The 14,288-nt window shown below is 64.2% G+C and carries 16 protein-coding genes; 11 read left to right on the forward strand and 5 right to left on the reverse strand.

Annotation, left to right across the window (positions count from 1 at the left end; all coding sequences use genetic code 11):
* Window positions 1–36: 36 nt before the first annotated feature.
* From RQ479_RS00110 to atzF, 8 genes are read left to right on the forward strand one after another with little or no spacing between them, the layout of a single operon-like run.
* Window positions 37–1,164, forward strand: a complete 1,128-nt coding sequence (locus RQ479_RS00110; RefSeq protein ID WP_376703664.1) for a BMP family ABC transporter substrate-binding protein — start codon at window positions 37–39, stop codon at window positions 1,162–1,164.
* A 20-nt stretch (window positions 1,165–1,184) separates the two neighbouring features.
* Complete coding sequence (locus RQ479_RS00115) at window positions 1,185–2,309, forward strand: ABC transporter permease (protein WP_376703665.1); 1,125 nt, start codon at window positions 1,185–1,187, stop codon at window positions 2,307–2,309.
* Window positions 2,309–3,235 (forward strand): ABC transporter permease, encoded by a 927-nt coding sequence (locus RQ479_RS00120; protein WP_376703666.1) that lies wholly within the window; start codon window positions 2,309–2,311, stop codon window positions 3,233–3,235. Before RQ479_RS00115 ends, RQ479_RS00120 begins: the two co-directional genes overlap by 1 nt.
* A 14-nt stretch (window positions 3,236–3,249) precedes the next feature.
* Window positions 3,250–3,951, forward strand: coding sequence for a cysteine hydrolase family protein (locus tag RQ479_RS00125; protein WP_376703667.1), 702 nt, complete (start codon window positions 3,250–3,252; stop codon window positions 3,949–3,951).
* A 10-nt stretch (window positions 3,952–3,961) separates the two neighbouring features.
* On the forward strand, window positions 3,962–5,494 hold the full coding sequence (locus tag RQ479_RS00130) for an ABC transporter ATP-binding protein (RefSeq protein WP_376703668.1): 1,533 nt from the start codon (window positions 3,962–3,964) through the stop codon (window positions 5,492–5,494).
* On the forward strand, window positions 5,494–6,162 hold the full coding sequence (locus RQ479_RS00135) for a cysteine hydrolase family protein (protein WP_376703669.1): 669 nt from the start codon (window positions 5,494–5,496) through the stop codon (window positions 6,160–6,162). The genes RQ479_RS00130 and RQ479_RS00135 overlap by 1 nt, the downstream gene beginning before the upstream one ends.
* Window positions 6,155–6,505, forward strand: coding sequence for a cupin domain-containing protein (locus tag RQ479_RS00140; protein ID WP_376703670.1), 351 nt, complete (start codon window positions 6,155–6,157; stop codon window positions 6,503–6,505). The genes RQ479_RS00135 and RQ479_RS00140 overlap by 8 nt, the downstream gene beginning before the upstream one ends.
* Window positions 6,502–8,310 (forward strand): allophanate hydrolase, encoded by a 1,809-nt coding sequence (gene atzF / locus RQ479_RS00145; protein WP_376703671.1) that lies wholly within the window; start codon window positions 6,502–6,504, stop codon window positions 8,308–8,310. The genes RQ479_RS00140 and atzF overlap by 4 nt, the downstream gene beginning before the upstream one ends.
* A 5-nt stretch (window positions 8,311–8,315) precedes the next feature.
* Here the strand turns inward: atzF and RQ479_RS00150 are convergent, their stop codons facing one another.
* Entirely contained in the window at window positions 8,316–8,873 is a 558-nt protein-coding gene (locus tag RQ479_RS00150) for a cytochrome c (RefSeq protein WP_376703672.1), read from the reverse strand.
* Window positions 8,870–9,268 carry a Cu(I)-responsive transcriptional regulator gene (gene cueR / locus RQ479_RS00155; protein WP_376703673.1) on the reverse strand — a complete coding sequence of 133 codons (399 nt, stop codon included), beginning with the start codon at window positions 9,266–9,268 and terminating at the stop codon, window positions 8,870–8,872. Before cueR ends, RQ479_RS00150 begins: the two co-directional genes overlap by 4 nt.
* A gap of 267 nt (window positions 9,269–9,535) precedes the next feature.
* Here cueR and RQ479_RS00160 point away from each other — a divergent pair, with 267 nt between their 5' ends.
* From RQ479_RS00160 to RQ479_RS00170, 3 genes are read left to right on the forward strand one after another with little or no spacing between them, the layout of a single operon-like run.
* Window positions 9,536–10,603, forward strand: a complete 1,068-nt coding sequence (locus RQ479_RS00160; RefSeq protein WP_376703674.1) for a type III polyketide synthase — start codon at window positions 9,536–9,538, stop codon at window positions 10,601–10,603.
* Complete coding sequence (locus tag RQ479_RS00165; protein ID WP_376703675.1) at window positions 10,600–11,313, forward strand: methyltransferase domain-containing protein; 714 nt, start codon at window positions 10,600–10,602, stop codon at window positions 11,311–11,313. Before RQ479_RS00160 ends, RQ479_RS00165 begins: the two co-directional genes overlap by 4 nt.
* Complete coding sequence (locus RQ479_RS00170; RefSeq protein ID WP_376703676.1) at window positions 11,310–12,530, forward strand: NAD(P)/FAD-dependent oxidoreductase; 1,221 nt, start codon at window positions 11,310–11,312, stop codon at window positions 12,528–12,530. The genes RQ479_RS00165 and RQ479_RS00170 overlap by 4 nt, the downstream gene beginning before the upstream one ends.
* Before the next feature lie 119 nt (window positions 12,531–12,649).
* Here RQ479_RS00170 and RQ479_RS00175 read toward each other — a convergent pair whose 3' ends face one another.
* The 3 genes from RQ479_RS00175 to RQ479_RS00185 form a co-directional block, all read right to left on the reverse strand.
* Entirely contained in the window at window positions 12,650–12,814 is a 165-nt protein-coding gene (locus RQ479_RS00175) for a hypothetical protein (protein ID WP_023720633.1), read from the reverse strand.
* Window positions 12,815–12,927: 113 nt separating this feature from the next.
* Window positions 12,928–13,494: a hypothetical protein gene (locus RQ479_RS00180; protein WP_376703677.1), complete on the reverse strand. Its 567-nt coding sequence runs from the start codon at window positions 13,492–13,494 to the stop codon at window positions 12,928–12,930.
* Window positions 13,491–14,270 (reverse strand): DsbA family protein, encoded by a 780-nt coding sequence (locus RQ479_RS00185; protein WP_376703678.1) that lies wholly within the window; start codon window positions 14,268–14,270, stop codon window positions 13,491–13,493. Before RQ479_RS00185 ends, RQ479_RS00180 begins: the two co-directional genes overlap by 4 nt.
* Between the last annotated feature and the right edge of the window lie 18 nt (window positions 14,271–14,288).

A 14,288-nucleotide genomic window follows, 5' to 3' on the forward strand; every position in this document is an offset into this window, starting at 1 on the left:
TAACCGGCCCCAAAGGCCCCACAGAGGGAGCATTCAATGTCCGAGAGATTCATGCTTAGCCGCCGCGACCTACTCAAGACGTCCGCCGCCGGAGCGGCGCTCGGCCTTGCGTCCGCATCGTTTCCGATAAGCAGGGCCTTCGCCGCGACGGCCACCGTCGGCTTCATCTATGTCGGGCCAAAGGACGATTACGGCTACAACCAGGCGCATGCCGAAGGCGCCGCCACGCTGAAGGGGATCGAAGGCATTTCCGTCGTCGAAGAGGAGAACGTGCCGGAGACGGTCGACGTCCAGAAGACGATGGAATCGATGATCAATCTCGACGGTGCGTCGCTGATCTTCCCGACCTCGTTCGGCTATTTCGATCCGCACATGCTGGCCATGTGCACGAAATTCCCCGACGTGCAGTTCCGCCATTGCGGTGGCATGTGGAACAAGGACAAGCATCCGATGAATGCCGGTTCCTATTTCGGCTATATCGGCATGGGCCAGTATCTGAACGGCGTCGTCGCCGGCCACACCAGCAAGACCAAGAAGCTCGGCTTCGTCGCGGCAAAGCCGATCCCGCAGGTGCTGCTCAACATCAATTCCTTCCTGCTCGGCGCGCGCTCGGTCGACCCGACCATCACCTGCCAGGTGATCTTCACCGGCGAGTGGTCGCTGGCGGTCAAGGAGGCGGAGGCCACGAATGCGCTGGTCGACCAGGGTGCCGACGTCATCACCTGCCATGTCGACAGTCCCAAGGTGGTGGTCGAGACGGCGGCCGGGCGTGGCGCCTTCGTCTGCGGCTATCATGCCAACCAGAGCCCGCTGGCGCCGGAAAAATACCTGACCGGCGCGGAATGGAACTGGGCCAAGGTCTACAAGATGTTCGTCGACGATCTGGTGGCCGGCACACCGCTGCCCAATTTCACGCGCGGCGGCCTGGCCGACGGCTTCGTCAAGATGAGCCCGCTCGGCCCCGCCGTCGGCGACGCCGCCCGCAAGCAGTTCGACGGCACGCTGGCCGAAATGATGAAAGGCGGATTTTCCGTCATCAAGGGTCCGCTGAAGAGCAACAAGGGCGTCGTCGTCGCGACCGAAGGCCAGGCCTTCGTCGAGACCGCGCTCGAGCTCGAAAGCATGGACTACCTGGTCGAGGGAGTCGTCGGTTCGACCGCCTGAACCGGATCGGAGACGGGGCCATGGCAGACACGATCAGCACTGCGGGCGCACCGGCGCTGTTTGGCGCCAGGAATTATCCGGCGGCGCTCGAATGGGCGGCGCGGCGCGCGGAAGCCTTCGTCATACCGCTCGCGGCGCTGATCGTCGGCATGGCGCTGTTCAGCGTGTTCATCGCGCTGGTCGGCACATCGCCGGTGCAACTCTACGAGACGATGTGGCGCGGTGGCTTCGGCTCGTGGTTCTCGATCCAGAACTCGCTCTCGCGGGCAGCACCGCTTTTACTGGCAGCGCTCTGCGTGGCGCTGCCGGCACGGCTCGGGCTCGTCGTGATCGGCGGCGAAGGCGCGATCGTGCTGGGCGGCGTTGCCGCCGCCGCCATCGGCGTCGCGGCGAATGGCGCGCCGGCTTTTCTGGTCATCCTGCTGATGGGCGTGGCGGGCGTGGTCGCCGGCGGCATCTGGATCGGTGCCGTCGGCGCACTCCGCCACTACCGCGCCGTCAACGAAACCATCTCCAGCCTGCTGATGGCCTATATCGCCATCGCGCTGATGAACCATCTTGTCGAAGGGCCGCTGCGCGATCCGGCCTCGCTCAACAAACCCTCGACCGAGCCGCTGGTGGATGCCTACCGCATCGGCAACATTCCAGGCATGGACGTGCACTGGGGCCTGGTCGTCGGTATCGTCGCCTGCATCCTATCCTGGCTGTTGATCGAAAAGACACGCTGGGGTTTTGCCGCCCGCATCGCCGGCGGCAATGTCAGGGCGGCCCAGGTGCAAGGGCTTGCCGTCGGGCCGCTGATCGTCGGCTTCACCGGGTTGGCCGGCGGCTTCGCCGGGCTGGCCGGCATGCTGGAGGTCGGCGCCGTGCAGGGCAGTGCCAACGCCTCGCTCGCCGCCGGCTACGGCTATACCGGCATCCTCGTCGCCTTCCTCGCCCGCCACAATCCGCTCGCCATCGTTCCGGTCGCTTTCCTGCTCGGCGGCATCGGCGCGTCCGGCGGGCTGATCCAGCGCCGCATGGACCTACCCGACGCCACCGTGCTGGTGCTGCAAGGCATGCTCTTCGTCGTCATCCTGTTCAGCGAAACCTTTTACGGCCGCTTCAAGGTCTTTAATCCCGATCTGTGGAAGAGGAGCTCCTGATGGACGCGACCGAGATCGGCCTGTGGGGCGTGCCGCTTGCCATACTCGGCGGCGCCATCCGCGTTTCGACACCGTTCATCTTCGTCTCGCTCGGCGAAGCCATCACCGAACGCTCCGGCCGCATCAATCTCGGCCTCGAAGGCACGCTGGTCTTCGGCGCCATGACCGCCTATGCCGTCGCAGTGATGACCGGCTCGCCATGGCTGGGCCTGGTGGCCGCCGCCGGTGCCGGTCTTTGCTTCGGCCTGTTCCACGGCTGGATCTGCAAATTCCGCGGGGTGAACGACATCGCCATCGGCATTGCGCTGATGCTGTTCGGGTCCGGTCTCGCCTTCTTCTTCGGCAAGCCGTTCATCCAGCCCTCGGCGCCAGACCTGCCGGCCATCGCCTTCGGTGGCTGGTCGAACATTCCGCAGGTGCAGGCGGCGCTCAACGTCAACGTGCTGTTCCTGATTGGTGCGGCACTTGCCGTGTTCCTGTGGTGGGCCTTCCGCAACACGCGCGCCGGCCTGATCGTGCGCGTCGTCGGCGACAGCTCCGATGCGGCGCGCGCCATGGGCCTCAATCCCAACACCGTGCGCCTGCTTGCGACAGGTGTCGGCGGCGCGCTCGCCGGCATCGGCGGCGCCTATCTGTCGCTTTATTACCCCGGCAGCTGGACCGAACGCATCTCGTCAGGGCAGGGCCTGATGGCGGTGGCGCTGGTCATCTTCGCGCGCTGGAATCCGCTTGGCTGCTTTGCCGCGGCACTGTTGTTCGGCGGTGCCGGCGCGCTGGGCCCGGCGTTGCAGTCGGTCGGGGTGACCCAGGGCTACTATCTCTTCTACGCCGCACCTTACATCCTCACGCTCATCATCATGATCGCCACCTCGTCGCCGAGCCGCACGCTTGCCGGCGCGCCGGGCGAATTGTCGATCACCAAATGACTGGAGTTTTTCCGATGAACGCCAGAGCCGAGATCACCCAGCGCTACATCGACGCCGATCCCTATCCATGGCCCTATAATGGCGAGCTGCGGCCGGACAACACGGCGTTGATCATCATCGACATGCAGACCGATTTCTGCGGGCCGGGCGGCTATGTCGATCATATGGGCTACGATCTTTCGCTGGTGCGGGCGCCGATCGAGCCGATCAAGTCGGTGCTCGCAGCCATGCGGGCCAAGGGCTACACCATCATCCACACGCGCGAGGGCCACCGGCCCGATCTCGCCGACCTGCCGGCCAACAAGCGCTGGCGCTCGCGCCGCATCAATGCCGGCATCGGCGACCCCGGGCCTTGCGGGCGCATCCTGGTGCGCGGCGAAGCCGGCTGGGACATCATCCCCGACCTCTATCCGGCGGCGGGCGAACCGATCATCGACAAGCCGGGCAAGGGCTCGTTCTGCGCCACCGACCTGGAGCTGATCCTGCGCCAGCGCAGCATCGAAAACATCGTGCTGACCGGCATCACCACCGATGTCTGCGTCCACACGACGATGCGCGAGGCCAATGATCGCGGCTTCGAATGCGTGATGCTGGAGGATTGCTGCGGCGCGACCGACTACGGCAACCATCTCGCTGCAATCAAGATGATCAAGATGCAGGGCGGGGTGTTCGGCGCGGTATCGAACTCGGGGTCCTTCGTCGCGCAACTGCCGTGAGGACACGACCTTGAGCGGAAGCATCGGCAAGAAAGCTGTCGGCGTCGAGACCATCGGCATGACCATGCGCTTCGGCGCCTTCACCGCGCTGGACGACGTCTCGATCAAGGTGCCGGCGGGATCATTCCATGCGCTGCTCGGCGAAAACGGCGCCGGCAAGTCGACGCTGGTCAAATGCATGATGGGTTTTTACCATCCGACCGCCGGCGACATGCTGGTCGATGGCCGCGAGGTCGCGATCGCCAGCCCCAAGGACGCCTCGGCGCTCGGGCTCGGCATGGTCTACCAGCATTTCACGCTCGTCCCGTCGCTGACCGGTGCGGAGAACCTGGTCATTTCGCGCGAGAAGGTGCCCGGCGTCATCGACTGGCGCAAGGAGCGCGCCGCGCTTGCGCAATTCATGCAGCGGATGCCGTTCAAGCTGCCGCTCGACGTCAAGGTGGCGGAACTTGCGGCCGGCGAGAAGCAGAAGCTCGAAATCATCAAGCAGCTCTATCTCGGCCGCAGTTTCCTGGTGCTCGACGAGCCGACTTCGGTGCTCACCCCCGGCGAGGCGCAGGAAGTGCTTGGCCTGGTGCGCGACATGACCAGTACCGGCGACCTTACGGTGCTGATGATCTCGCACAAATTCCACGAGGTGACCGCCTTTGCCGACGACATCACCGTGCTGCGCAAGGGCCTGCTGACCGGAACCGGCAAAGTCTCGGAGCTTTCGCACAAACAGATGGCGGCGATGATGATCGGCGACCAACCGATTGCAGCACTCGACAGCCGCGCTCCGGTGCCGGCGGGCGCCAGGCGGGTGCTGACGGTAAAGTCGCTGAAGGCACCCGACCGCACCGGCTTGAAAATCATCGACATCGGCGAGCTCGATGTGAAATCCGGTGAGATCGTCGGCGTCGCCGGCATCTCCGGCAACGGCCAGAAGGAGTTTCTCGAAGTCCTTGCCGGACAGCGGGCGCGCAATGGCGGTGACGTTCTGGTGAAAGGCTCGCCCTATGGCGCCAGCCGCAGCGAGGCGCGCACGCTCAATGTTCGCTTCATTCCGGAGGAACCGTTGCGCAATGCCTGCGCACCGAAGATGACGGTGGCGGAAAACATGGCCTTCCGCACCTTCGACCTCAACGAGGCCGGCAAGCCGGTCAACTGGATCAGGATGAGCGCGATCAGGGTCTACGCGGCCCGTCTGGTCGAACAGTTCAAGGTCAAGACGGCCTCGCTCGCTTCGCCGATTTCGTCGCTGTCGGGCGGCAATGTGCAGCGCGCGGTGCTGGCGCGGGAACTGACCGGCGACGTCGACTTGCTCATCGTGTCGAATCCCTGCTTCGGCCTCGACTTCTCCGCCGTCGCCGAAATACGCGCCCGCATCATGAAGGCGCGCAATGCCGGCGCCGCAGTGCTCCTCATGTCGGAGGACCTCGATGAACTGCTCGAGCTCTCGGACCGCATCTTCGTCATGTCGGACGGCGCGCTGGTCTACGAGACGCCGATCGCGCAGGCGAGCGTGCAGACGATCGGCGAGCACATGGCGGGACATCACTGATGGCGGAGATTGAGGCGCTGCCGTTTCCGTTTGCCTTCAGGCCTGAGGCGACGGCGCTGGTCGTCATCGACATGCAGCGTGATTTCGCCGAACCCGGCGGCTTCGGCGCCAGCCTCGGCAATGACGTCAGCCGGATCACGGCGATCGTGCCGACGGTGAAAAGGCTGATCGAGGGATTTCGCGCCGCCGGCCTGCCGGTCATCCACACGATGGAGTGCCACAAGGCAGATTTTTCGGACCTGCCGCCGGCCAAGCGCAATCGCGGCAATCCGTCGATTAGGATCGGCGATGTCGGTCCAATGGGCCGTGTGCTGATCGTCGGCGAACCGGGAACGGCGATCCTCGATGAACTTGCCCCATTGCCCGGCGAAATCGTCATCGAAAAGCCGGGCAAGGGCGCGTTCTATGCCACCAGCTTCGGCGACGACCTGAAGCGGCTTGGCGCACAGCAACTGGTCTTTGCCGGGGTAACGACGGAGGTCTGTGTGCAGACCACGATGCGCGAGGCCAACGACCGCGGCTACGAATGCCTGCTGGCGGAGGATGCCACTGAGAGCTACTTCCCCGAGTTCAAGGCGGCTGCCCTTGCCATGATCAGGGCTCAGGGCGCCATCGTCGGCTGGACGGCGACGACGGACCAGGTGCTCGAGGGAATTTCCAATGCCTAACCTTGCCTTTGCCGGCCTCCTCAATGGTGGATGGCGTGATCTCCCATTCGAGCATTTCCGCGAAGGCATCACGGTGCATTGGCTGCTCAAGGGTAGGCCGATGGAACCGTCGGTCGCGATCCTGAACTACCGGCCCGGCGCCGCGGTGCCGCGTCACCGCCATGCCGGACTGGAAACGATCGTCGTGCTGGAAGGCACCCAGAGCGACGAGAACGGCGATCATGCCGCGGGCAGCGTGATCCTGAACCCGGTCGGAACCGAGCATTCGGTGTGGACAAAAGACGGCTGCGTCGTGCTCATCCAGTGGAACCTACCGGTAGTCATTCTGGACGAGGCCAAATGAGCGACATCCACTTCGACATAGCGAGCCTGCACGCCGCCTATCAGGCCGGCGTCAGCATCGGCGAGGTGATCGATACGATCCATGCGCGGCTTGCGGCGGCCGATGACCCGGGCATCTTCATCCATCTCGCGAGTAGGGCGGAGATGCTCGCCGAAGCGGAAAGGCTCGGCCCATTCGATTCGGGGGCAAAGCCGCTGTGGGGCGTGCCATTCGCGGTCAAGGACAACATCGATGTTGCCGGCATGCCGACGACGGCGGCTTGCGCGGAATATGCCTACTTGCCGGCGAAAGACGCCACGGTCGTCGCGCGGCTCAAGGCCGCCGGCGCACTGGTCGTCGGCAAGACCAATCTCGACCAGTTCGCCACCGGCCTGGTCGGCGTGCGCACGCCCTATCCAATCCCGAGGAATGCGATCGACCCGAAACTGGTGCCTGGCGGCTCATCGTGCGGCTCGGCCGTGGCGACGGCGCGTGGCATCGTCTCGTTCGCGCTTGGCACCGACACCGCCGGTTCGGGGCGCATTCCCGCCGGCCTCAACAACATCGTCGGGCTCAAGCCAAGCGTCGGCGCGCTATCAGCCGCCGGCGTCGTGCCGGCCTGCCGGACACTCGATTGCGTCTCGGTCTTCGCGCTTACCGTCGACGACGCCTACCATGTGTTCGAGGCGGCGGCCGCAAAGGACGACGCCGATCCCTATTCGCGTGACCTCGGCGTCCAGGGCCTTGCAGCGCGCCCGCCGGTGCTGACGGTCGGCGTGCCGGCCAGGGCCGATCGGACGTTCTTCGGCGACGAAGCGATGCAGGCGGGCTTCGAGGCCGCTCTTGCCTCGCTGGAGGCGCTGGGCTGCAGGCTGGTCGAAATCGCGTTCGGCGATTTCTACGCCACGGCCAACCTGCTTTATGAAGGCGCCTGGGTAGCCGAGCGTTACGCCGCGATCAGGGACTTCATGGATGCCAACGAGGCCGCCATGCATCCGGTGACGCGGCAGATCATCGGCGGCGGGCGAAAACTTTCAGCCGCGGACGCCTTCAATGGGCTCTATGCCTTGCAGGCCTACAAGGCCAGGCTTGCGCCGGTCATCGCCTCGGTCGACCTATTCTGTGTGCCGACCGCGCCGACGCACTACACGGTCGAAGCGGTGTTGGCTGATCCGATCGTCACCAACAGCCGGCTCGGCACCTACACCAATTTCGTCAACCTGCTCGACATGTGCGGCATCGCCGTGCCGAGCGGAACACGCAGCGACGGTCTGCCGATGAGCGTCACCTTGCTTGCCGCGGCGGGCAAGGACCACCTGACGGCGTCGCTTGCCCGCGATGTCCATGCGGCAAGCCGCCTTGCGCTGGGCGCTACCGGCTGGCCGCTGCCGCCGCGTGGCGATGTTTGCGCGAACGTGGATGAAGGCACGATCGAACTGGCCGTGGTCGGCGCGCATCTATCGGGCATGGCGCTGAACGGCCAGTTGCAGCAGCTCGGCGCGATTTTCGCCCGGGCTGCAAGAACGGCGCCGCTCTACCGGCTCTACGCGCTCGCCGGCCAGTCGGTGCCGCGGCCTGGGCTCGAGCGCACCTGCAACGGCAAGGGCACAGCGATCGAGGTCGAAGTCTGGCGGCTGTCGCCGCAAGCCTTCGGCCGCTTCGTCGCCGCGATCCCGCCGCCGCTCGGCATCGGCACGCTTCTGCTCGATGACGGAACGTCGCCGAAAGGCTTTCTCGTCGAAAGTGCCGGCCTCACCGATGCAGAGGAGATCTCGCATTTCGGCGGCTGGCGCAATTTCATGGCGGATCAGCAGGTGCGGAGCTGACGCTATTACTCGACCTTTTGCCGGAACTTTGAATGGCAGCTCGAGCAATCCTGCAAGATGAGATGCAGGAGGTGCTCCGCCGGCAACTTAGTGGGATCGGCTTCCGCGAGTGATGGTCGCTTGCCAAGCAGGCTGCCACCGCCCATTGCCAGGCCGGAACCCATTCTCATGTCGTCGGTGATATGCGGTGGTGCCCGCTCGGCGTCGGCGGCCAGGGCGCTGGCCAGCGTTCCGATGTGGCGTGCCAGCCCTTCGAACTCCGCGCGGGCGGGGTCGATATCCGGCTTGGCGCCTGAAGGCGCACCCAATGTCGCGCTGGGGAATTCGGCAATCAGGGCAGGGCCGGTGCGGGCGCGGATGGTCTCGGCCGCCGCCTTGAAGGCCGCGGCGTCGTACGCCTGCTTGCCGTCGAACATCCCGGCGATCGCCTTTGCCGCCGCGGCCATTTCCTTCATCGAGGCCTGGCGAGCCTCGATGATCGTATCACGGCTCGAATGGGCGGCAGCGAGCACGACAGAGACGCAGGCAAGCGACAGCACCGTTACAGCTGCTGCGAGCCTCACTGGGCCGCGCCTTGTCCCGCCAACTCGTCGATGATCGGGCAATCCGGCCGCTCGTCACCGTGGCAGTGACTGACCAGATGGTGAAGCAAGCCGCGCAATCCGACCAGTTCGGCGATCTTCCTGTCAATCTCCACCAGCTTGGCTTTCGCGATCGCCTTCACGTCGGCGCTGTCGCGTTGCCTGTCTTGGTACAGCGAGAGCAACTGGCGGCATTCGTCGACCGAAAACCCGAGGCTTCGCGAGCGCTGCAGGAAGCGCAGCCGGTGAATATCGGCCGTCGAGTAATCGCGATAGCCGTTGTCTGTCCGTGCCGGGTGCAAGAGCCCGATATCCTCATAGTAGCGGATCGTCTTGGCCGGCAGGCCGGATTTTTCGGATGCGACGCCGATGTTCATGGCGGAAATCTCCTTTGTCGGAGGAAATAGACCTTCCAGTAGATGGAAGGTCAACATGATGTGGCGATTTTGGATGCCCGACGCAACGGCCCGCCGGCTCCAACCGTTTGCCTGCCAGCACATACTGAACCTTCGGGAAGAAATCGGTCCTCGGAAACGTTTATCGAACAGTGCTCAAAACCCGGCGTTCGACATCGGGTGCCGATGAGCAAAGACCCTCCGGCGGTGGCTCGACGCAACACCGTGCAGACGCCGAGGAGACAGAACATGCCCGTCAGGGCCTATATCAACCGGATCGCGACAGCGGTGCCGGAGCACGAGGTTCATCAATTCTACCTGCGTTTCGCGGCCTCCATGCTCGCTGCCGATCGCCGGAGGATCTTCGAACGCATGGCCGATCTTGCCGGCATCGAGCACCGCTATTCCTGCTTTGCGCCGGCGTCCGATCCCGAAGGACCATCCGCCGACCTGGCCGGGACCTTTATCCGCGGCGCGTTTCCCGGAACGGCGGCGAGAATGGCGATGTTCGACGATGCCGCACCTGTCCTTGCGCAAAAGGGCATCGACGGATTGCAGCTTGGCGACGACGCTTCCCGCATCACCCATCTTATCGTCACCACCTGCACCGGTTTTTCGGCGCCGGGCATCGATCTCGAGCTGGTTGCGCGCTGCGGGCTGCCGGACAGCGTGGAACGCACGATGATCGGGTTCATGGGTTGCTATGCGGCGATCAACGGCCTCAAGCTGGCCCGCCACATCGTCCGCTCCGAGCCGCAGGCCAAGGTCCTGCTGGTCAATATCGAACTCTGCACGATGCATCTGCGTGAAACCACCGAGCTGGAAAAACTGCTGTCGTTCTGCCTTTGGGGCGACGGCTGCGCGGCTGCGCTCATCACTGCCGAGCCGGCCGGCATCGAGCTCGATAGCTTTCACTGTCTGGTGGCGAGGGAACGGCGGGACCTGATGCGCTGGAACATTCGCGACCACGGCTTCGAAATGGTTCTTTCCGGCCAGGTGCCGGCAGCGATTCATGAAGCGTTGCGGAACAGCCAGGCCGCCATCCTCGGCGGTCGATCGGCGGAAGACATCGACCTTTGGGCCGTGCACCCGGGTGGACGTTCGGTGCTCGACGCTGTCGAAAGGGCTCTGGAACTGGAGCCCACTGCGCTGGAACCATCGCGCGCGGTGTTGCGCCAATACGGGAACATGTCGTCCGCGACCGTCATGTTCGTGATGAAAGAGATGTTGAAGGCGCCACCCGGCTTGCTCGGCTGCGGCATGTCGTTCGGGCCCGGGCTGACGGCCGAAACCATGCTCTTTCGAACGGTGTCATGAGCGGCCTGAAGCATCGGCAGCTTGCGCCGGAAATCCTCGACGGACTTGCGGCCGACGATCCGCGAGCGCTGACCGCGCGTCGCGACCTTCGGCGGATCAACATGCTGATGTTTCAGGTGCCGATCATGACGTCGTTGCTCAAGAGGTTTGTGCCAAAATCGCCACGCCGCATCCTGGAGATCGGCGCCGGCGATGGCTCCTTCATGCTCGCGGTGGCGCGGCGCATGGCCAGGCATTGGCCTGGGGTCGAACTGGTGATGCTCGACCGCGTCGACCTCGTCACTGCGCAATTGCGCAGTGATTTTGACAGGTTGGGATGGAAGGCTGAAGGGATCATCGCCGATGTCTTCGACTGGGCAGGAAAGATCGAGGGCGCGCCGTTCGACGCCGTCACGGTCAATCTGTTCCTGCATCACCTCGATGATGCACAGCTCATGCATCTGTTTTCGCTGATCAGGCCGAAAGCCCCGTTGCTCCTGGCGACAGAGCCGTTGCGGGCGAAACTGGCGCTGGCCGCGACTCGTCTTCTGCCGGCCATCGGCGCCAATGACGTCACACGAAACGATGCGGCGCAAAGCGTGCGTGCCGGCTTTCGCGGCAGCGAGCTTTCCGGTCTCTGGCTTGCGGCCAACGGCAAACCGGTCGAGGAGCGGCGCGCCGGCCTCTTCTCCCACATCTTCGTCGGCGCCAGTGCCGGCAGCGACTCATGACGCGATTGTCGACTCATGACGCGATCATCATAGGCGCCGGCCCGGCGGGCACCTCCGTCGCGCTCACGCTGGCCCGGCGCGGATGGGCCGTGGCAATTGTGGAAAAGACCGCATTTCCACGCCGCAAGGTCTGCGGCGAATATATCTCGGCAAGCAATCTTGCGCTTCTCGACCAGCTGGAGATCGGCGACGCCTGGCGTGCCAATGCCGGCCCCGAAATCCGCCGCGTCGGCTTGTTTTCCGGCGAGACCTGCGTCGAGGCGGCAATGCCACGTGCAGGAGCTGGGCCTCGTGCGAAGGATGGCTTCGGCCGGGCGCTCGGCCGGGACATTCTCGACTCTCTGCTTTTGCTGGCGGCGCGATCGGCGGGTGTCGAAATCTTTCAGCCCTGCCGCGCCGTTGCCATCGAGCGGGATGGCGAGATGCAACGGGTACGAATTCAAGCCGGAGATGAAACGGCGATGTTGCATGCGCCGGTGATTGTCGCCGCTCACGGCTCTTGGGAACCGGGACCATTGCCCAGCCAGCTCGGAAAGACCAATCGCCCGTCGGACCTGCTCGGCTTCAAGGCGCATTTCACCGGGTCGTCGCTCGCGCCGGATTTGATGCCTCTGCTGGCCTTCCCCGGCGGCTATGGTGGCATGGTCTCGGCGGATCATGGCCGGTTGTCGATCTCGTGCTGCATTCGCCGCGATATGCTGGCGCGGTTACGCAAACAACGTGGCTCCAAACGCCGGAGCCATGTGTCGGCCGCCGATGCGGTCTCCCGCCATCTCGTGGACTCATGCCGGGGCGTGAGAGACGCCCTGGAACCGGCGCTTCTCGACGGTCCGTGGCTTGCCGCAGGTCCGATCCGGCCGGGAATTCGCTCCTGCTACGGAGGGGACATCTTCCGCGTCGGCAATGCAGCCGGAGAGTCTCATCCTGTCATCGCCGAGGGCATCTCGATGGCGCTGCAGTCCGGCTGGCTGCTGGCCTGCGAACTCGCATCCGCGCCAAGTGGCCGGGCAGGGCGCGAGGCCGCCGCCAGACGCTATGAGGCGGCCTGGAAAAGACTGTTCTCCACACGGGTCTACGCTGCCGCGACCCTTGCCGGAATTGCCCTTCGCCCCGGCAGCGCCACCTTGATGGCGGCGATCGTCCGGAATTTCCCGCAGGCACTGACATTGGGCGCGCAACTGAGCGGCAAGACCAAGCCGGTTCCAGGCTTTGCCTGACGAGTGGTGCGGGGTCGTGTTGTCCTGGTCGTCTAATATGCTACCGCTACAGCTGGCAGCTGGCCCCTTCTCCCCGGAATTGCCATCGCATAGCCGTATGCTTGAAGGTATCTACGGCTTCAGGTTCGCAGGTATTTGACCAGGGCTGCAATCGCGAGCAAGAGGGCGACGAACACCAGGACCCAGACGAGCGCCATGCCGCCCATCATCCACGTACCCATTGGTCCATTCATCATTGCAATCACCTTTACGGTCAGTGAAGGCCCGCCTTCGTCGGTAAGCATCGGCGACTGCGAAGGCAATTAGCTCGCCGTGGAATTCGGTCAAGACGACCAGGAAACCGATCGGCCGCCTGTCGCCTTGTCCCGCCAACCGGAAGTGTCCTGTCCTTGCCGTCTCACATACCTCCGCCGCAGCCGTCCGAGAGATCCCAGACGTCGACGACCTGCTTGCCGGTGAAACCGTGCTCGCGGATCAGGAACTTCGCCAATCCGCCATACACTTTCCAGCGCCAGCATTGGCAGCAGCAAGGGCCTTTCTCGTTGGAATTAGCCATCGCATAGTCATAGGCTTGCTGCTCGTCGCCGGAGAGTTTCAAATCGTAGTAGGGCATCATCTTCTGTGCGATGCCGGCTGGAATATCGTACGGATCGCTTGGGATCATCGCGATCTCGCGGTACCTGGCCAAACCGTTCACCTGCTCGGCATAGCGCTTTGTCTCCATTGGGCTGCAGCACGAGCCCGTAATCCGCGACATCGCCGGCATGGTCGCGATCGACTCCGTGAACTTGGCCGAACACGTGCTGTTGCCGTTCTGGCTGAGATATTTGAAACGGCGCACCAGATCGGAATCCTCCGCGGCGATCGCCAAATCCGGCCTCTTGAGCAAGCCGACGACCGCAGCGGCGCCAAAGGCGCTGCCCAGAACAACCGTCCGTCGGGTTGGGTAGCATATCCGGCTCATTTGCTGTTCCTCGCCTGCTCGATCAGTTTCTTCATCGTTGCGAGGTCGGTCGCGCCGGGGAAAATCTGCTCGCCAACGACGAAGCTTGGCGTTCCGCTGATCTTCAGCGCCTGGGCGAGTTGCGTATTCCGGTCGATCGACGCCTGGATATCGGGCCGCTGCATGTCGGTCTTCAGTTTAGCCACATCGAGACCGACGTCGGCAGCCACCTTCAGCACGACCGCTTCGGTCACCCGCGTCTTCACCGCATACAAGGCCTTGTGGAATGCCATGTATTTGCCCTGGCGCATTGCGGCGAGAGCCGCCTTGGAAGCAAATACGGAATCCGTGCTGAGGATCGGGAATTCCTTGTAGACGATCTTGAGCTGCGGATCGTCGGCCACGGCTTGCGCCATGATCGGCGCAACCTGCCGGCAATAGGGGCAGTTGTAGTCGAAGAACTCGACCATGGTGACGTCGCCTTCGGCGTTGCCGCCGACTGGGCTCGCCGGGTCCCGGAAGATATCGTCGGCCTTGGCCGCCAGGGCGGCTTTCGCCTCTTTTGCCGCAGCCTCGCGCTGGCGGGCATCGAGGCTCTGCAGCGCCTCCATGACGACTTCGGGATGCGCGAGGATATAGTCGTGGATGCGCTGGTCGAACTGGTCCTGGGACATCTCGCCCGCGGCGATCGCCTGACCGTGAGGATCGAGCGCGAGCCAGACCGTTGCACCGGCCAGAACGAAGGCACGGGCCATTTTGCCGATGGCTCCGCGCAGTGGATTGGACTTGTGGATCACAGGGTTCTCCTTCCCTCT

It is taken from the genome of Mesorhizobium sp. ISC25, assembly GCF_042295465.1.
Lineage (GTDB): Bacteria > Pseudomonadota > Alphaproteobacteria > Rhizobiales > Rhizobiaceae > Mesorhizobium.